Origin of the sequence: Streptomyces pactum (genome assembly GCF_002005225.1) — a bacterium.
GTDB classification, from domain to species: domain Bacteria; phylum Actinomycetota; class Actinomycetes; order Streptomycetales; family Streptomycetaceae; genus Streptomyces; species Streptomyces pactum_A.
Window position 1 is genome coordinate 546164 of sequence record NZ_CP019724.1, and the last position, 16545, is coordinate 562708.

General features: G+C 72.9%; 16 protein-coding genes and 3 pseudogenes. 12 read left to right on the top strand and 7 right to left on the bottom strand.

Features of this window, described 5'->3' with window-relative positions:
- Positions 1-27: 27 nt before the first annotated feature.
- On the top strand, positions 28-741 hold the full coding sequence (locus B1H29_RS02345; RefSeq protein WP_055421358.1) for a type 1 glutamine amidotransferase: 714 nt from the start codon (positions 28-30) through the stop codon (positions 739-741).
- On the opposite strand, the gene B1H29_RS02350 is transcribed toward B1H29_RS02345, so the two are convergent.
- Positions 731-1906, bottom strand: coding sequence for a GDSL-type esterase/lipase family protein (locus B1H29_RS02350; protein ID WP_055421357.1), 1176 nt, complete (start codon positions 1904-1906; stop codon positions 731-733). The two genes, B1H29_RS02345 and B1H29_RS02350, sit on opposite strands and share 11 nt — an antisense overlap.
- A 47-nt stretch (positions 1907-1953) precedes the next feature.
- Positions 1954-2523 (bottom strand): TetR/AcrR family transcriptional regulator, encoded by a 570-nt coding sequence (locus tag B1H29_RS02355; RefSeq protein WP_055421632.1) that lies wholly within the window; start codon positions 2521-2523, stop codon positions 1954-1956.
- A 71-nt stretch (positions 2524-2594) separates the two neighbouring features.
- Between B1H29_RS02355 and B1H29_RS02360 the strand changes: the two genes are divergently transcribed.
- The 9 genes from B1H29_RS02360 (at position 2595) to B1H29_RS02400 (ending at position 11177) form a co-directional block, all read left to right on the top strand.
- Positions 2595-3086: an FBP domain-containing protein gene (locus B1H29_RS02360; protein WP_055421356.1), complete on the top strand. Its 492-nt coding sequence runs from the start codon at positions 2595-2597 to the stop codon at positions 3084-3086.
- A gap of 160 nt (positions 3087-3246) precedes the next feature.
- Positions 3247-4185 (top strand): GlxA family transcriptional regulator, encoded by a 939-nt coding sequence (locus B1H29_RS02365; protein WP_055421355.1) that lies wholly within the window; start codon positions 3247-3249, stop codon positions 4183-4185.
- Positions 4186-4309: 124 nt separating this feature from the next.
- Complete coding sequence (locus B1H29_RS02370; protein WP_055421354.1) at positions 4310-4882, top strand: DUF488 domain-containing protein; 573 nt, start codon at positions 4310-4312, stop codon at positions 4880-4882.
- Between the two features lie 25 nt (positions 4883-4907).
- Positions 4908-5870, top strand: a complete 963-nt coding sequence (locus tag B1H29_RS02375; protein ID WP_055421353.1) for a hypothetical protein — start codon at positions 4908-4910, stop codon at positions 5868-5870.
- A 109-nt stretch (positions 5871-5979) separates the two neighbouring features.
- On the top strand, positions 5980-6282 hold the full coding sequence (locus tag B1H29_RS02380; protein ID WP_079159970.1) for an SCO0607 family lipoprotein: 303 nt from the start codon (positions 5980-5982) through the stop codon (positions 6280-6282).
- A gap of 266 nt (positions 6283-6548) precedes the next feature.
- Positions 6549-7313, top strand: coding sequence for a hypothetical protein (locus B1H29_RS02385; RefSeq protein WP_055421352.1), 765 nt, complete (start codon positions 6549-6551; stop codon positions 7311-7313).
- Positions 7314-7407: 94 nt separating this feature from the next.
- Positions 7408-8271 carry a DMT family transporter gene (locus B1H29_RS02390; RefSeq protein ID WP_055421351.1) on the top strand — a complete coding sequence of 288 codons (864 nt, stop codon included), beginning with the start codon at positions 7408-7410 and terminating at the stop codon, positions 8269-8271.
- Positions 8272-8407: 136 nt separating this feature from the next.
- Complete coding sequence (locus tag B1H29_RS02395) at positions 8408-9862, top strand: basic amino acid/polyamine antiporter (RefSeq protein WP_055421350.1); 1455 nt, start codon at positions 8408-8410, stop codon at positions 9860-9862.
- 76 nt (positions 9863-9938) lie between these two features.
- Complete coding sequence (locus B1H29_RS02400) at positions 9939-11177, top strand: arginine deiminase (RefSeq protein ID WP_409350940.1); 1239 nt, start codon at positions 9939-9941, stop codon at positions 11175-11177.
- 43 nt (positions 11178-11220) lie between these two features.
- On the opposite strand, the gene B1H29_RS02405 is transcribed toward B1H29_RS02400, so the two are convergent.
- Both B1H29_RS02405 and B1H29_RS38745 read right to left on the bottom strand, forming a co-directional pair.
- Positions 11221-11523 (bottom strand): hypothetical protein, encoded by a 303-nt coding sequence (locus B1H29_RS02405; protein WP_055421348.1) that lies wholly within the window; start codon positions 11521-11523, stop codon positions 11221-11223.
- 110 nt (positions 11524-11633) lie between these two features.
- A pseudogene (locus B1H29_RS38745) lies at positions 11634-12039 on the bottom strand (MBL fold metallo-hydrolase); the annotation flags it as partial.
- Here B1H29_RS38745 and B1H29_RS39050 point away from each other — a divergent pair.
- A pseudogene (locus B1H29_RS39050) lies at positions 12028-12444 on the top strand (TetR-like C-terminal domain-containing protein); the annotation flags it as partial. The pseudogenes B1H29_RS38745 and B1H29_RS39050 sit on opposite strands and share 12 nt — an antisense overlap.
- A 123-nt stretch (positions 12445-12567) precedes the next feature.
- Positions 12568-13026 carry a hypothetical protein gene (locus B1H29_RS02415; RefSeq protein ID WP_055421347.1) on the top strand — a complete coding sequence of 153 codons (459 nt, stop codon included), beginning with the start codon at positions 12568-12570 and terminating at the stop codon, positions 13024-13026.
- Positions 13027-13038: 12 nt separating this feature from the next.
- Here B1H29_RS02415 and B1H29_RS02420 read toward each other — a convergent pair whose 3' ends face one another.
- The 3 genes and pseudogenes from B1H29_RS02420 to B1H29_RS02430 all read right to left on the bottom strand — a co-directional run.
- Positions 13039-15414 carry a glycoside hydrolase family 65 protein gene (locus tag B1H29_RS02420; protein WP_055421346.1) on the bottom strand — a complete coding sequence of 792 codons (2376 nt, stop codon included), beginning with the start codon at positions 15412-15414 and terminating at the stop codon, positions 13039-13041.
- Between the two features lie 28 nt (positions 15415-15442).
- Positions 15443-15631, bottom strand: coding sequence for a hypothetical protein (locus B1H29_RS02425; protein ID WP_079159973.1), 189 nt, complete (start codon positions 15629-15631; stop codon positions 15443-15445).
- Between the two features lie 154 nt (positions 15632-15785).
- Positions 15786-16117, bottom strand: a pseudogene (locus B1H29_RS02430) (phosphoketolase); the annotation flags it as partial.
- Positions 16118-16545: the final 428 nt, after the last annotated feature.

Consider the following 16545-nt stretch of genomic DNA (forward strand, 5'->3'; position numbering starts at 1 on the left):
CGAGGGGTGTGAGGCGGGAGGTGGGCGATGTCGCGGCTGCTGGTGGTGCAGAACGGTCCGGGTGGCGGGCCGGGCAGGTTCGGTGACTGGCTGGCCGAGGACGGCCTGTCACTCGAGGTGGTGCACGCGTACGCCGGTGCGCCGCTCCCCCGGCACCTGGCGCACGACGGCGTCATGGTGCTCGGGGGCGGCTACCTGCCCGACGACGACGCCCGCGCACCCTGGCTGGCGCCCACTCGCGCGCTGGTCTCCGAGGCGCTGGAGCGCGGTGCCCCCGTGTTCGGGATCTGCCTCGGCGGGCAGCTCCTCGCCCAGGTCGCGGGAGGCACGGTCCGGGGCGAGCACGGCGAACCGGAGTTCGGCAGCACCCCGCTCACCCTGCGGTCCGGGGCCGCGGACGATCCGCTCTTTCGGGGGCTGCCGGAGCGGGTGACGGCCATCGAACACCATGTGGACGCCGTCACCGCCCTGCCGTCCGGTGTCGCCTGGCTGATGGAGAGCGAGCACTGCCCCTACCAGGCCTTCCGGGTCGGCGACCGGGCGTGGGGCGTGCAGTTCCACCCGGAGGCGGGCGCGGACCGGGTGCGGTCGTGGGAACCGGAGCGGCTACGGTCCCGAGGGCTGGACCCGGCTGAGCTGCGCCGCCGGGCGGAGCGCGACGAGCCCGCCGCCGCGGCGGTCTGGCGCGAGGTCGCCCGGCGCTTCGCCGCGGTCGTACGGAGCCGGGCGGTCAGCCGGTGAAGGCGCCGCGGTCGGTGAACGCCAACTTGGCGAAGCGCTCGCCCATGCGGCGGTGGGTGGCGGCGTCCGGGTGGACGTTGTCGGGCAGGGGGAGCTCGGCCGCGTCGGCCTCGCCGTAGAGCTCGCGGCCGTCGAGGTGGTGCAGGTTCGGGTCGTCGGCCGCCCGCTGCTCGACGATCCGGGCCAGCTCGTCGCGGATGACGTTCAGGGTCAGTTTCCCGCTCGCGCGTTCCGCCGGGTCGCCGGTGGCCACGAAGCGCACTCGTCCCTCGGCGAGCCCGGTGAAGTCGGGGGCGAGGGGGCCGGGGGTGTCCTCGTGGACGGGGCACAGGATGGGCGAGACGACCAGCAGCGGGGCGGTGGGGTGGCCCTCGCGGATCGTGTCGAGGAAGCCGTGCACGGCCGGTCCGAACGCCCGCAGACGCATCGCGTCGGCGTTTACCACGTTGATGCCGATCTTGACGCTGATCAGGTCGGCGGGGGTCTCCCGCATGGCCCGCGCGGTGAACGGGTCGAGCAGCGCGCTGCCGGCCAGGCCCAGGTTGACGAGTTCGACACCGCCGAGGGAGGCGGCGAGAGCGGGCCAGGTGGTGGTGGGGCTCGCGGCGTCGGAGCCGTGGCTGATCGAGCTGCCGTGGTGCAGCCAGATCCTGCGGCCCGGGTCCGGGGACGGCTCGACGGGGGCGTCGGTGCGCAGGGCGACGAGTTCGGTGGTCTCGTTGTGCGGCAGCCAGATCTCGATGTCCTTGCCGCCCTCGGGCAGGTCCGCGAAACGGAGGGTGCCGACGGGGCCGGGTTCGACACCCGCCGTGCCGGTCGTCATGTCGATGGTCAGCGTGTTGCCGCCCGCGACACTGCCCCGGCCCGCCGGGCGGCCGTCGACCAGCAGCTCGTAGACGCCGTCCGGGCGCGGCGGGGCGCCGACGTAGACCCGCTTGGTGGGCAGGGTGTCCAGCTCGAGGACGGTGGCCCGGGTGCGCAGCGCCAGGCGTACGCCGGAGGGCTGGGACTCGGCCATGGCGAGCTGTCCGTCGGTGTTCTGGGCGCGGGCCCGGGCAGGCAGCCGGTGCGGCAGCAGGCCCTGCTCGGTGCGCTCGAGGTCGAGGGCGCCGCGCAGGAGGGCCGGCGTGATGGGCGTGGTGATCAAGTCGTCCGTGGTGGGCATGTGGTCTCCGGCTGTGGTGGTGTCCGCGTTCCCGGGGCAGGGGTGGTTCACGGTGCGGGCCAGTTGCGCAGCAGGGCGTCCAGGGCGTCCACGACCCGTGTCCACGTCTCCTGGGTGTCGGGGGCGCTGTGGCTGAAGCCGCCGCCCATCTCGAGGCTGACGTAACCGTGGAAGACGCTGCCCAGGAGTCGGACGGCGTGGGTCTGGTCCGGTTCCGCCAGGTCGTAGCCGCGCAGGACGGCCCGGGCCAGCTCCGCGTGGCGGACGCCCGCGCTGGCCGCCGCCGTCTTCGGGTCGAGTCGCAACTGGGCCGCGGCGTAGCGGCCCGGGTGTTCCCGGGCGTAGTCGCGGTAGACGTCCGCGAAGGCGGCGAGGGCGTCCTTGCCGGCCCGCCCGGCCAGCGCCGTGGCGCCCCGGTCGGCGAGTTCGGCGAGGGCGAGCAGGGCGATCCGGGTCTTGAGGTCGTGGGAGTTGCGCACGTGCGAGTACAGGCTCGCGACCTTGACGTCGAAGTGTCTGGCCAGCGCGGAGACCGTCACCTGGTCGAAGCCGACCTCGTCGGCCAGTTCCGCGCCCGCCCGGACCAGTCGGTCCGTGGTCAGCCCCACCCGTACCATCATCATCCTCTCGTTCACCTGAGTCGATTATGCATTTGCCTAAAGCATTTAGGCAACTTAGCCTGCGTTGCATGAGACCACTGACCGACAATGAGATTCGCGCCGCCTTCGTGAACTGCACCAAGGGAGCGGCCAAGCGCCTGTCCGTGCCCCACGACCTGGCCGACCGGCCGTGGGACGACCTGGACTACTTCGGCTGGCGGGATCCCCGGGCACCGGACCGCGCCTACCTCGTGACCGAACGGAACGGCCGGCCGACGGCACTCGCGCTGCGCTCCTCCGGCGCCGCCTCCTGGCAGGCACGCCGCAGCATGTGCTCGATGTGCCTGACCACCCATTCCGGCGGCGTCTGCCTGATGGTCGCTCCCAAGGCGGGCAAGGCCGGGCAGCAGGGCAACTCGGTGGGCGCCTACATCTGCGGTGACCTGGCCTGTTCGCTGTATGTGCGGGGCATGCGGGAGGCGGGCGCCGGCGCGCGGCTGCACGAAACGATCACACTCGAGGAGAAGATCCGGCGGACCGTGGCGAACCTCGCGGCGTTCGTCGACAAGGTGCTCGCCTGACGGGCGGGCCAAGGCGCCCGCACTTCTCCCCGTGGCGTGAGTGCCACCTCTCAACGGGATAGTGCCACGGGTCGCACGGGGACGCTCCGCGCCGGTCCGCCGTGGTTCCGCCGGTGGCCGGGGGCACGTCCGCCGTCTTGCGGGGAGGTACCTTCTGGCCATGCACACCGTCGCCGTTCTCGCGCTGGACCGGGTGATCCCCTTCGACCTGTCCACCCCGATCGATGTCTTCGAACGCACCCGGCTCCCCGACGGACGCCCCGGTTACCAGATCCGCGTGTGCGCCGAACAGCCCGAGGTCGACGCGGGCGCGTTCACGCTGCGCGCGCCCTGGGGGCTGGACGGGCTCCGGGACGCGGACACGATCATCGTGCCCGGTACGGCCGCGGCCGCGGCGCCGCTTGCCCCCGCCGTCCGCGACGCGCTGCGCGCGGCCGCCGCGAACGGCACACGTATCGCGTCCATCTGTTCGGGCACCTTCCCGCTGGCCGCCACCGGCCTGCTCGACGGTCTGCGGGCCACCACCCACTGGATCGCCGCCGACCTGCTGGCCGGCGCCCATCCAAAGGTCGAGGTCGACCCCGGTGTCCTGTACGTCGACAACGGGCAGATCCTCACCTCGGCCGGCGCCGCCGCGGGGCTGGACCTGTGCCTGCACATGATCCGCCGCGACTACGGCTCGGCGGTCGCCGCCCACGCCGCCCGGCTGTCGGTCATGCCCCTGGAACGCGAAGGTGGCCAGGCCCAGTTCATCGTCCACGACCACACCCCCACGCCCAAGGGCTCCGCGATGGAGCCCCTGCTCACCTGGCTGCGGGAGAATCTCGCCCGCGACCTCACCCTCTCCGACATCGCCGGCCACGCCGGGATGAGCACCCGGACGCTGATACGCCGCTTCCGGGAACAGACCGGCACCACCCCACTGCAGTGGCTCCACCGGGCCCGCGTCCGTCAGGCACAGCATCTGCTGGAGACCACCCAGCACTCCGTGGAACGCATCGCCTCCCAGGTCGGCTTCGGCTCGCCCACCGCCTTCCGTGACCGCTTCAAACGCACCACCGGAGTCAGCCCGCACACCTACCGGCGCACGTTCGGCTGACACCGCCCCCGGGCGGGCACCGGCCGGAGGGGGACGCCCGGACGCGTCCCGTCCGGACCGCGGGCCGGGCGGCGTGACCGTGGACGGGAGGCATGAGCGCGGGCAGCGAGGGGACCCCGACGACATGTCCCAGCCTCACCTGGTCACGTTCGGGCACGGCACCGCGGGCCGCACGGCGCTGGCCGGACTGCTCCACGGTGCCGATGTCGCCGCCGTGGTCGATGTCCGGACGGCGCCCGGCAGCCGCCGCGACCCCGACCTGCTCCGGGAGCGGCTCGCCGGGTGGATGCCCGAGGAGGGGCTCGCCTACCGGTGGGAACAGCGCCTGGGCGGCTTCCGCAAGCCGGCGCCGGACTCTCCCGACGGCGTCTGGCGCAACACCTCGTTCCGCGGCTACGCCGGCCACACCCGTTCCCCGGAGTTCGTCGCCGCCATGGACGAGCTGCTGGACGGGACGGCGCGAGAGCGCACCGCGGTGATGTGCGGCGAAGCGGTGTGGTGGCGGTGCCACCGACGTATCATCGCCGACTTCGCCGTCCTGGCCCGGGACACCCCCGTGGACCACCTCATGCACGACGGCCGCCTGACGGCCCACTCCCCCACGCCGGGCGCGCGACTGCGGGCGGACGGTCTCCTCGTCTACGACGACGAGGAGGCGGCGGCGAGGGCGGCCGCGTCGAGACCGGGACGGTCGTAGAGGCCGCAACGGGAGGCGGAGGAACATGCAGCGCGAGGGCGGTCGTCGTCCCAGAGGCGGCGGCCACGACGAGGAATCGGTCGAGTCGGTTCTCGACGAGCTCTACGCGACGCCGCCGTCCGGCTTCGTCGCCCGTCGTGAGGAACACGCCGCGGCCGCCAGAACCGCCGGCCGTGACGAGGACGCCCGACGGATCCACGCCGCCCACCGGCCCACGCTGGCGGCCTGGGCGTCGAACCTGCTGAGACGCTCCCGGCCGGAGGAGAGCAGGCGGTTCCTGGAGCTGGGGCAGGCCCTGCGCGAGGCACACCGCACCCTGGACGCGAATGGCCTCAAGGAGCTCTCCGCGCAGCGCCGGCACATCGTCTCCGCCCTGTCGCGCCAGGCCGCCCAGCTCGCCCGCGAGGCCGGACACCCACTCTCACCGGCGGCGCAGCGGGAGGTCGAGTCGACCCTGCGCGCGGTCCTCGCCGACCCGGAAGCGGCCGACCGGTGGGCCGGCGGACGCCTGGAGGGCTCCCTCACCCCGCCGTCGCGGTTCCCCTCGGCCGCCGCCCCGGCCGAACCCGCTCCGCGCGAGCGGCCCCGGCCCGGCACCCGTCGTCGCGCACCCGCGGTCCGGGCGAAGGACGAACTCGCCGAGCGGCGCCGCGAACGGCGGGAGGAACTGGCCCGGGCGGGACGGGCCGCGGAGAAGGCCACGCGGCGTCTGAGCGACAGACGCGCGGAAGCGGCCGACGCCGACGCGTCACTGCGGCGGGCCGACGAGGAACACGACCGTGCGCGCGATGAGGTGACTGCCGCGGAGCAACGGCTGCGCCGGGCGCATCAGGAGCTCGACCGGGCCGGGCGGGAGCAGCGGGAAGCCGAGGAGCGGGGGCGTACGGCCGCGGACGCGCTGGCCCGGGCCGAGCGGGAGGCACGTGAGAGCGCACGCGAGGTGGACCGGCTGGCCGGCCGGGTCGGGCGGTCCGGCCCACCCGACTGAGTACTCCTACTCATGAGGTACGTCCCCCCGCCGGGGGAGGCTTGCCGTACCAGCCATCCAGAGGGAGCCAACCGTGCGTAGTACCGGCCGAGTTCACCGCCCGTCACCCGTGAGCCCCAACCGCACCACACGGTCCGCCCTGGGCCTCGCCCTGGCCTGCGTGACCGCCGCCGCGGTCCTGACCGGCTGCTCCGTTCGGGAGGCGAGCTGCGGCGGCGGCGAGTATCCGGTCATGACCATCGGCGGGACCGGCAGCGCGTGCGTCCCCAAGGGCGAGGAGCCGCCCGAGGGTTACACCCGTTACCCCGAGGGCAAGGTCCCCGAGCACGTCGGCGACAAGTGGGACACCTACTGGCAGACGCACACCGTCGACAAGGACGGAAACATCGTCGAGGCGCCCGACGGCGAGTAAGTGCCGGCCATGCACACACCGAACAGGCGCACGAGGAATCGGCGACACATACCACGTTGGCGGCCATACGTGGTATACCGGCCCGGCAGCAAACAGGGGAACAACAGGCGCCGTCCATCCGTACCATCTGTGTGTCAGCACAGCCGGTGGCAGTCTCCAGTTCTCCGCTGCCGGGCGCCGATCGGACATGGTCCCCATGTCCCGCGCCTGACGTCCCGCAGTTCCTCACGAGCCTTCACGGCCGCGAATCGAGGAGAGTCAACACCATGTCCGAGAGCACGATGCAGGCCGCCACCCAACTGGCATCGCAGTACAGCGTCCAGGTGACCGACGACCTGGAGCGCAACGTCAAGGAGCAGGAACGCATCAGCGCGGAGATCACGGCTCTGCAGCAGCAGTTGGCCGCGCTGCAGCACGACCACGCCCTGCTGGTGAACATGCAGCAGGCGCTCGGCATCACCTCCCCGCCGGTCAAGCCCGCGACCGTCGCGGAGGCCGCCGCCGCGACCGACGAGCCGGTCGTGCCCGCGCCCCGGGACAGTGCCGCCACGGAGCCGGCCGCCGCGAAGCGGACGCGGAACAGGAAGGCCGCGGCCACGCCCAAGCGCGCCGCCGCCCCGAAGCCGGGTGCCAAGCCGGTCTCGAAGGCCGGCGCCTCGAAGGCCGGCGCCGAGCCGGCCGCCAAGCCGGCCGCCAAGGCCGCCAAGGCCGCCAAGAAGCCGGCGGCGAAGAAGGCCTCGGCGCAGGTCGCCGACCGGCCCACGCTGGTGGAGCTGGTGCGCGACCACCTCGTCGAACAGCGAGAGCCGCGCTCCGCCGCCGAGGTCACCACGGCACTCGGTCAGGCCAACACCGGACGCACCATCAAGACCACGGTCGTCCGCACCACCCTCGAGGGACTCGTCGCCAAGAACCAGGCCCAGCGCTCCAAGCAGGGCACCTCGGTCTACTACACCGCCACCGAAGCACCGGAGGCGAAGCAGAAGCAGGACGCGGGAACGGAGAAGCCGTCCGCGCAGAGCGACAACTGACGGCGGGCGCCCCCGGCGCCGACCCGCGACCACGTCGTCTTCCCTCCTCACGGCGCGGCGCGCGGTCGGGGGGAAACGGGGTCAGGATCGGTGGATGGGTGTTGTACTGCCGGTGCTCTTCGCACTCCTCGCCGCGTTCAGCAACGCGCTGGCCACCGTGCTCCAGCGGCGCGCCGCGCTGAGCGTGCCGCAGACCCAGGGCTTCCGCCCGGGGCTCGTAGTCGACCTGCTGCGGCGGCCGGTCTGGATCGGCGGCATGCTGGCCGTCGTCGTCGCCGGTGTGGGGCAGGCGGTGGCTCTGGCGACGGGGCCGCTGTCACTCGTACAGCCGTTGTTCGTGCTGGAGCTTCCGCTGGCGCTGCTGCTGGCCTCGTTGATGACCGGCCGCCACATGACTCACGTCATGTGGCTCGCCGTGGGCGGGGTGGTCGTCGGGCTCGGTGTCGCGCTGGCGGCGGCCGCTCCGGACGGCGGCGAGGCCGACGTGCCCCTGGATCGCTGGGTGCCCGCGCTGGTGGCCTGCGCGGGAGCGGCCGTACTGCTGGCCGCGGCCGGCCTGCGGCGCCCCGTCGGCAAGGCCCGCGCCGGTTGTCTCGGCGCGGCCACCGCGGTGTGTTACGCCCTGACCGCCGCGCTCATGAAGGACTCCATGCGCGTCCTGGACACCGGCGGCGTGGCCGGCTTCCTCACCACCTGGCAGACGTACGGCTTCGCCGCGGCCGGTGTGGGTGCCGTGCTGCTGCTGGAGCACGCCATGCAGGGCGGCCCCCTCGTCGCCTCCCAGCCCGCGCTCACCCTGGGGGACGCCGCGGTGAGCCTCCTGCTCGGTGTCGTCCTCTACCGCGAGGACGTGCGGGCCGGTTGGTGGGTCGTGCCGCAGTTGCTCGGCGTCGCCCTGATCGTCGTGGGCGTGCTCACGCTGGCCCGCCGCGGCATCGACCTGCGCACGGGCCGGTGAGCACCGGCCGCGGGGACGGCGGACACATCCGGAGCAGCGGGCGGGTGCGCCCGCGGGTGACGGAGGCGAACAAGATGCCCGGAGCCACCATGTGATGCACAGTGGTCGCAATCGCTCGGCGACCCAGAGGGACGGCATGTCACAGGCCGCTGTTTCCGACACCGACGGGAAATCCCCGCCGGCCGCCAAGCTGCCGCTGTTCACCCTGACGGCCATGGTCGTGGGGTCGATGGTGGGCGCCGGTGTGTTCTCGCTGCCCGGGCGGTTCGCCGAGGAGACCGGTGTCGCGGGGGCGCTGATCGCCTGGGCGATCGCCGGCACGGGCATGCTGATGCTGGCCTTCGTGTTCCAGTCCCTCGCCGTACGCAGACCCGACCTCGACGCCGGTGTGTACGCGTACGCCAAGGCCGGCTTCGGTGAGTATCCGGGCTTCTTCGCCGCCTTCGGCTACTGGGCCAGCACCTGCGTGGGCAACGTGACCTACTGGGTCCTCATCATGTCGACCATCGGCTCGGTCTGGCCGGGCCTCGGTGACGGGGACACCGCCCTCGCGGTCGTCCTGTCCTCGATCGGGCTGTGGGCGTTCTTCTGGATGATCCGACGCGGTGTGAGGGAAGCGACCGCCATCAACAAGGTCGTCACGGTGGCCAAGCTCGTGCCCATCGTGTTCTTCGTCGTCCTGGCCCTGGTGTACTTCCGGCCGAGCGTGTTCGCCGGCAACTTCGGCGGCGCGGACTACTCCGGTTCCCTGTTCTCACAGGTGCGCGGCACCATGCTGGCCACGGTGTTCGTCTTCCTCGGTGTCGAGGGTGCCAGCGTCTACTCCCGGCACGCGAAGCGCCGGTCCGACGTGGGCAGGGCGACGGTGCTCGGTTTCCTCAGCGTGTTCGCGGTCTTCGCGTCGGTGACCATCGTGTCGTACGGCATCATGCCGATGGCCGAGATCGCCGGCCTGCGCCAGCCGTCCATGGCGGGCGTCCTGGAGGAGGCCGTCGGCACGTGGGGCAGGGTGTTCATCAGCGTCGGCCTGATCGTGTCGGTGCTGGGTGCCTATCTGGCGTGGACGCTGATGGCGGCGGAGGTGCTGTTCGTGGCGGCCAAGGACGACGACATGCCGCGCTTCCTGCGCCGTGCCAACGCCGTCGACGTGCCCGTGCCGGCGCTGCTGATGACGTCGCTGCTCACCCAGGTGGTGCTGATCGCCACCAGCTTCTCGGACGACGCCTTCAACTTCGCGCTCAACCTGACCAGCGCCCTCTCGCTGATCCCGTATCTGCTCGCGGCCGGCTTCGCGGTCCGGGTCGGTGCCCGTGCCGACCCGCTCACGGCGGGTGGCCGCGGCTCCCGGCGGGAGTTGGTCGTCGGCGTCGTCGCCACGCTGTACACCGCGTTCCTGCTGTACGCGGCCGGCCTGAAGTTCGTACTGGTCTCCTTCATCCTGTACGCCCCGGCGACCGCCCTGTTCGTGATGGCCCGCCGTGAGCAGGGCCGGCGGTTGTTCTCGCCCGGCGAACTCGTCGTGCTGGCCGTCTCCGTGGTCGGCGCGGTACTCGGCGTCGTGGCCCTCGCGGCCGGGTGGATCAGCCTGTGAGCCGCCTCCCCGTCGCTTCCGCACCTCGTCCCGCATCCTTCAAGGAGGCCGTGTGAACAGCAACGAAGGCGCCGCGATGCCCGCGCTCGGCGTCCACTCCGAGGTCGGCCGGCTGCGCAAGGTCCTGGTGTGTTCGCCCGGCCTCGCGCACCGGCGGCTCACCCCCACCAACTCCGACGACCTGCTCTTCGACGATGTGATGTGGGTGGAGAACGCCCAGCGCGACCATGCCGCGTTCGTCGGCGAACTGCGCCGCCGCGGGGTGGAGGTGGTGGAGCTGCACGACCTGCTGGCGCAGATCATGGCGATCCCGGAGGCGAAGGCGTGGCTCCTGGACCGGAAGATCACCGCCAACCAGGTCGGTATCGGACTCGTCGACGCGACCCGTGCCTATCTGGAGTCCCTGTCGCCCAGGGAACTGGCCGAGTACCTCGTCGGCGGACTCGCCACCGGCGACCTGCCCGACGACTTCCGCTCCCCGCATCTCGCGCTGGCCCGCGAATCCACCGGCGGGCGCGAGTACCTGATGCCGCCCCTGCCCAACACGCTGTACACCCGTGACACCACCTGCTGGCTGTACGGCGGTCTCACCCTCAACCCTCTGTACTGGCCCGCGCGGCACGACGAGACGCTGCTGATGAAGGCGATCTACACCTTCCACCCGGACTTCAGGGGTTCGACGGTGTGGTGGGGCGATCCCGAACTCGACTGGGGCGAGGCCACCCTCGAGGGCGGGGACATCATGCCGGTCGGCAACGGTGTCGTCCTCATGGGCATGAGCGAGCGCACCTCACGGCAGGCCGTCACCCAGGTGGCCGCCGCGCTGTTCCGCGCCGGCGCCGCGCGGCACGTCGTCGTCGCCGGGATGCCGAAGCTGCGGTCCGCCATGCACCTGGACACGGTCTTCACGTTCGCCGACCGCGACGTGGTCACGCTCTACCCCCGGATCATGGACGGGGTGCACACCTTCTCCCTGCGCCCCGGCGACCGGGCACCCGGCTTCGACATCGTCGACGAGGGCGGCACTCCCTTCGTCGACGTCGTCGCCAAGGCGCTGGGGCTGCCCTCCCTGCGGGTGGTGGAGACGGGCGGCGACGCCTACGCCTCCGAACGCCAGCAGTGGGACAGCGGCAACAACGCCGTCGCGGTGGAGCCGGGAGTGGTGTTCACCTACGACCGCAACACCCTCACCAACGCCCTGCTGCGCGAGGCCCGCGTCGAGGTCGTCACCATCGTGGGCGCGGAACTGGGCCGGGGGCGCGGCGGGGGCCACTGCATGACGTGCCCGCTGGTGCGGGATCCCGTCGACTTCTGAGCGTCCCGCGGGCGTCCCCCGGGCGGCGGGCACCCGCCGCACGTCACCGGCAGAACCCGTAGGCCTGCTCCAGCCACCGGCGCAGTGCCGTGTGCACGCTGCCGGGGAGTTCGCTGAGCTGTGCGATGGCCGCCCGGTCCCCGGCGGAGGGCGCGATCCCCGCCGCGGTGAGAAGGGCGAGCAGGTCCAGGCGGCGCAGGTCGACGGGGTCGATGCGGCTGGGGACGCGTTCGGCGGGGTTGGGCGGCCGGAGCAGGAAGTCGCCCTGGGTGTCACGGGAGTGCGAGCGCGCCGGGTCGGCGGCAGTCGGGGCAGTCGGGGCAGTCGGGGCAGTCATCGTGTACATACCGGGGTCCTCCACTTGATGGGTCACCGTTCTTGAGGGCATGAGACACCGCGGCGACGACGGTGGTTGCGGTCCGGCCCCACGACCACACGGTGGATGCAATCGGCGCCTTATCGCACGAACCGGCCCGGCACGGGGGCCGGCCGGTAGGCGACCCGTGCCCGACCGCGCGGCCCGCGGTGGGCGGCGGGAAGTGGGTGCCCAGCACCAGCGTGCCGGTGCCGGCCGGCGGGGCGAGCGGGGAACGCCGGGTCGACTCGGCGAGCGCCGGGTCGATGTCCACGCACCTGCCCATCGCGGGGTGGGCGAGCTGCACGGGATGATGGACGCAGTCGCCGGTGATCAGGGCGTCCGCGCCGGGGCCGTACACCCGCACGGCGACGTGGCCCGGGGTGTGTCCGGGAGGCGGCAGGAGGCGCAGGCCGGGCGCGACGTCGACGCCGCCGGCGGTAACGTCGACGGCGTCCGGCAGCCGGCCTCCTCCACCGGGTCGACGGAGTCGCGGAACGGCTGTCGGACGTGGCCGTCGAGCACCCGCGGCCGGACACCGCCCCGGAGGCCACGGCGATCTGCTCGCCGGCCCGACGGCCTGGGCCGAGCAGTTCCTCGACGAGACGGCCCCTCCCCCGGGCCGCGCGTACAACCGCGACGCTCTGCCGGGCGATCCGGACGGCACCCAGGCGGGCCGGTGCTCCGCCTACGCCGCCGAGCAGAAGGCGGGCCGGTGCTCCGGCTACGCCGCCGAGCAGGTCGACGTCGTCCTCGCCCGCCCGGCCGGCCGGCCGCGGGGAGCCGGCGCCCGGCACCGAGGCGGTCCTCGACCGCGTGGTCGCTCCCGTCATGCACCGCGTCCTGCTCCGCCCCGGCCGGCTCGACGCCGCCCACGTCCGCCACCTGGTGGCCGGGCTGCTCGACGCCCCCGACAGCGGGCCGGGCTCCCGAACCCGTGCGCCACTCCGTACGAGTGGTGCGTTTCGGGACACGGCCGTACCGTCGGTACGGGGAATGCGGAGACGAGCGACCCCGAGACGGCCGGGAGCAGACATGGGCAGAAACCCGATGAGGGCAGCGGTCACGCTCTGTGCCGCCGCCGCGCTCGCAGTGCCCCTGGGCACGGCCTCCGCCGCACCGTCGGCGGAAGACACGACACGGACACAGCAGACGCGGGACCCCGTGCTGGTCGACTGCGCCTGGCAGCCGGAGGTACGGCCCGAGGCGTTCCTGCTCGCCTGCGGCGACGGCAACAGCCGCCTGGTCTCGCTGGACTGGCTGCGCTGGGACGCCAACGCCGCGGTGGGCCGGGGAACCAACGCCATCAACGACTGCGACCCCTACTGCGCCGCCGGCACGTTCCACTCGTATCCCGTGACCGTCCGGCTCGACCAGCCGCGGGCCTGGGAGAAGGACCCGGGCGAGCGGCACTACACCCGCATGACCCTGACCTACACCGACGGCAGGCCGGACGGATTTCCCCGCGTGGTGACCTACCCCCTGTGGGCCTGACGGCCCGGTCGGTCAGTCCGGGAGCGCCAGCCGGCAGGTGTCGCCCGGCTGGAGGCGCACCGCACGGTCCGGCAGCCGGACGTCGAACGGCAGGCTGCCGGACGCGGGCACGGCGATCTCCAGGCTGCCGTGCTCCGGCCGGAGCCGTACGCCCCAGTGGCCCTGGTAGCGGATGGAGAAGCCGTACGACGACAGCTCCGGCAGCGGCACCGGGTCCAGCCACAGGGCGCCCGCGCGGGTCTCCAGCCCGGTCAGGCCGCGCTGGACGAGGTCGAGGGTGCCCGCCATGGCGCCGAGGTGGATGCCCTCGCCGGTGGTGCCGCCCTGGAGGTCGGCGACGTCGCCCTTGAGCGCCTCCTGGCAGAACGCCCAGGCCTCGGCGCGGCGGGCCCGGGCCAGGATCCAGCCGTGGACGAGTCCGCTGAGGGTGGAGCCGTGGCTGGTGCGGTCCAGGTAGTAGTCGACGGTGCGCTGCCAGGTCTCCTCGTCCAGGCGGTACCCCAGCCGTTCGAAGAGTGAGCGGAGTTCGGCCGGGGAGAAGAGGTAGCCCAGCATCAGCACGTCGGCCTGTTTGGACGCCTGGTAGTTGTTGACGCTGTCGTCCTCGGCCTCCAGGACGCGGTCGAGACGCCTGATGTCGCCGTACCGCTCGCGCAGGCCCTCCCAGTCGAGTTCGGGAAGGTCGCCGTAGCCGTCGAACTGGCTGACGACGCCCTCGTGGAAGGGGACGTGGAGGGTACGGGACACGTCCTCCCACTGTTCCAGTTCGCCGTCGTCCAGGGCGGTGCGCTCGACGAGCTCGCGGCGGCGGGGCGCGGGCAGGTCCGCCAGCACCTCCAGCGTGCGGGTCAGGACCCAGGCGGCGGTGACGTTGGTGTACGCGTTGTCGTCGAGGCCCGGTTCCAAGGCGCCGGGGTAGGCCTCGTGGTACTCGTCCGGGCCGACGACGCCGCGGATGCGGTGCCTGCCCAGGTGCTCGTCCCAAGTGGCGGAGTCCGCCCAGAAGCGCGCGATCTGCAGCAGCATCTCGGCGCCCTTGGTGTGCAGGAACTCCTCGTCGCCGCTCGCCTCGCAGTACTGCCACACGTTGTACGCGATCGCCGACCCCACATGGTGCTGGAGGTGCGAGTGGTCCGGCAGCCAGCGGCCCGAGTGCGGATTGAGATGGAGCTGCTGGGTCTCCTCGCGTCCGTCGCTGCCGCTCTGCCACGGGTACAGGGCGCCGCGCCTGCCGATCGCGCGGGCCGCGGCGCGGGCCCGTTCCAGGCGGCGGTGCCGGTAGTGGAGCAGGGCCCGGGAGACCTCGGGGAAGTGCAGGTTGAGGTAGGGCAGCACGAACAGCTCGTCCCAGAAGACGTGCCCCCGGTACGCCTCGCCGTGCAGCCCGCGGGCCGGTACGCCCACGTCGAGGTCGGCGGTGTGCGGGGACAGTGTCTGCAGCACGTGGAAGAGGTGCAGGCGCAGGATGCTGCCCGCCTCGCCGGGGACGTCGAGTTCGGCGCGGCGCCAGAGCTGGCCCCAGGCCGTCCGGTGCGTCACCAGCAGTGCGTCGAAGCCGGGTGCGTCGGTCACCCGGTCGGCGGCGGCCTGCAGCGGATCGCTGATCGCCGGGTCGCGCGAGGTGTGCAGGGCCACGATCTTGTCGACGGTGACGGTGCGGCCCGGTTTCGCGCGCAGGGTCGTGCGCTGGGTGACCCGCAGGTGTTCCCGGGCCGGGGTGACGGGCGCGTCGGCCGTCGTGCGGGCCGCCAGGCCGACCCGGATGTCCGAGGTGCGGGTGCGGCAGCGCAGCCATACCGTGCCGTCGTCGGCGGTGCCGGTGTGCACGTGGGTCAGGTGGCGGCCCTCCAGGTCCCGGTAGCGCGGCACGCCGGAGTTGGTGACGCCGCCGTCCAGGGCCGCCTCCACGTCGAGGTCCGCCGCGCCCGCGTCGACCGTGAACTCCGTGCGCATCGCGGCGAGGTGCGGGTCGGCCATGTGCACCAGGCGCAACTGGCGTACGGACAGCACGCGTCCCTGGCCGATCCCGAAGTGGGTGCGGCGCTCCAGTACGCCCGAGTCCAGGTGCACGGTCTGGCGGTGGTCGAGCACCTCGGCGGTGTCCGGCGTGAGCCAGTCCCCGCCGGCGACCCGGAAACGCAGCGGCAGCCAGTTCGGGAGGTTGACCATGTCCTCGTTCTCCACCTCGCGTCCGGCGACGGTGGAGGTGAGGCGGTTGTAGCAGCCGGCCACGTAGGTGCCCGGGTAGTGCACGTCGTCCGCGACGCACTCGGGCAGCGCGCCCCGGGTGGCGAAGTAGCCGTTGCCGAGCGTGCACAGCGACTCGCGCAGCCGCTCGTCCGCGGGGTCGTAGTGGTCGTAGTCCCAGGTCGAGGGGGTTGCGGTCACTGCGGTGGTTCCCTTCGCACGGTGGTTCTCAGCCGTCCCAGGACCAGTCGGCGACCTCGGGCAGGTCCACTCCGTGTTCGCGGTTCCAGTCGTGGTGGCGCAGCCGGGCGTCCTCCGTCCGCTGGCGTACGGCAGCCGCGCGCACGGCCGGGCCGGGTACGCGGTCGATGACGTCCACGACGAGGCGGTAGCGGTCCATGTCGTTGCCGGCCACCATGTCGAAGGGTGTGGTCGTGGTCCCGGATCGGGTCGTGGCCGTACCCGCGCAGGAGTTCGTCGAGCTCGGCCTCGGGGAGGCGGGCGAGGACCGTCGGGCCCGAGAACTGCTTGAACAGCCGGGCCACTGCGGTCGCGTCCCGGGTGATGTCCGGGTAGGTCGCGGTGTACGAGCCCTCCAGCCATGAGTCGGCCAGTACGGCGGGCCCGCCGTGGCCGGGCCCCAGCCGCACAGGGCGTCGAGGTCGCGCGCATTGCTCACCCGGTTGAGGTGGGTGTGGACCAGGTTGAGGCCGGGTGAGGTGCCCCAGGGGCCGAGCGGCCGGGGCTTGACGTGCTCGGGGCGCAGTGGCTCGGTCAGCAGGGGGTTGGCCATGAGGTGGATCTGACCGACGGAGAGGTGGTTCGCGGCACGCCAGTGGGCGTCCAGGCCGGCGAGCTCATCGTCCGTGAGCCCGGAGGGCACCTGCTGCGTGTCGGCGGACATCGGTGGTCCTTTCCGTGTCGGGACAGCGGTCGGGCCGTGTGGGCACGGGTCGCCCGTGCCCTGCCCATCCCAACCCTGTGCGGACCGCTCGGGTACCCGACAGGGCCGTTCGGGTCACGTCGGCTCTTGCACGGGGGCAGCCCCTGCCGCGTGCCGCCTCTCGCACGGGGGCCGCCCCTGCCGCGTGCCGCCGCTCTTCGGCGGCACGGCAGCCTGCCTCCGACTCCGGCGCGTCACCCTCGACCGCCTCGCGAGCCTCGCGGATCTCGCCGCTCCCGTGGTTTCCCCGGATCACCCGAGTCGCCTGGATCGCCGTGGACCTGGCGGACCTCGCGGACCCGGAGGATTCCAGCACGCGAGCAGCACGGCCGACCCCGGCGCCGACCCCGGTGCCGACCGTGCTGGTGCACCGTGTACCCCAACTTCGT

Bases quoted from the DNA above. Each gene is read 5' to 3' on its own strand.
- B1H29_RS02425 (WP_079159973.1), bottom strand. From the start codon at position 15,631: ATGGTGGCCGGCAACGACATGGACCGCTACCGCCTCGTCGTGGACGTC.
- B1H29_RS02415 (WP_055421347.1), top strand. From the start codon at position 12,568: ATGGGCAGAAACCCGATGAGGGCAGCGGTCACGCTCTGTGCCGCCGCC.
- B1H29_RS02345 (WP_055421358.1), top strand. From the start codon at position 28: ATGTCGCGGCTGCTGGTGGTGCAGAACGGTCCGGGTGGCGGGCCGGGC.
- B1H29_RS02405 (WP_055421348.1), bottom strand. From the start codon at position 11,523: ATGTACACGATGACTGCCCCGACTGCCCCGACTGCCCCGACTGCCGCC.
- B1H29_RS02375 (WP_055421353.1), top strand. From the start codon at position 4,908: ATGCAGCGCGAGGGCGGTCGTCGTCCCAGAGGCGGCGGCCACGACGAG.
- B1H29_RS02370 (WP_055421354.1), top strand. From the start codon at position 4,310: ATGTCCCAGCCTCACCTGGTCACGTTCGGGCACGGCACCGCGGGCCGC.
- B1H29_RS02385 (WP_055421352.1), top strand. From the start codon at position 6,549: ATGTCCGAGAGCACGATGCAGGCCGCCACCCAACTGGCATCGCAGTAC.
- B1H29_RS02365 (WP_055421355.1), top strand. From the start codon at position 3,247: ATGCACACCGTCGCCGTTCTCGCGCTGGACCGGGTGATCCCCTTCGAC.
- B1H29_RS02350 (WP_055421357.1), bottom strand. From the start codon at position 1,906: ATGCCCACCACGGACGACTTGATCACCACGCCCATCACGCCGGCCCTC.
- B1H29_RS02360 (WP_055421356.1), top strand. From the start codon at position 2,595: ATGAGACCACTGACCGACAATGAGATTCGCGCCGCCTTCGTGAACTGC.
- B1H29_RS02355 (WP_055421632.1), bottom strand. From the start codon at position 2,523: ATGGTACGGGTGGGGCTGACCACGGACCGACTGGTCCGGGCGGGCGCG.
- B1H29_RS02395 (WP_055421350.1), top strand. From the start codon at position 8,408: ATGTCACAGGCCGCTGTTTCCGACACCGACGGGAAATCCCCGCCGGCC.
- B1H29_RS02390 (WP_055421351.1), top strand. From the start codon at position 7,408: ATGGGTGTTGTACTGCCGGTGCTCTTCGCACTCCTCGCCGCGTTCAGC.
- B1H29_RS02400 (WP_409350940.1), top strand. From the start codon at position 9,939: ATGCCCGCGCTCGGCGTCCACTCCGAGGTCGGCCGGCTGCGCAAGGTC.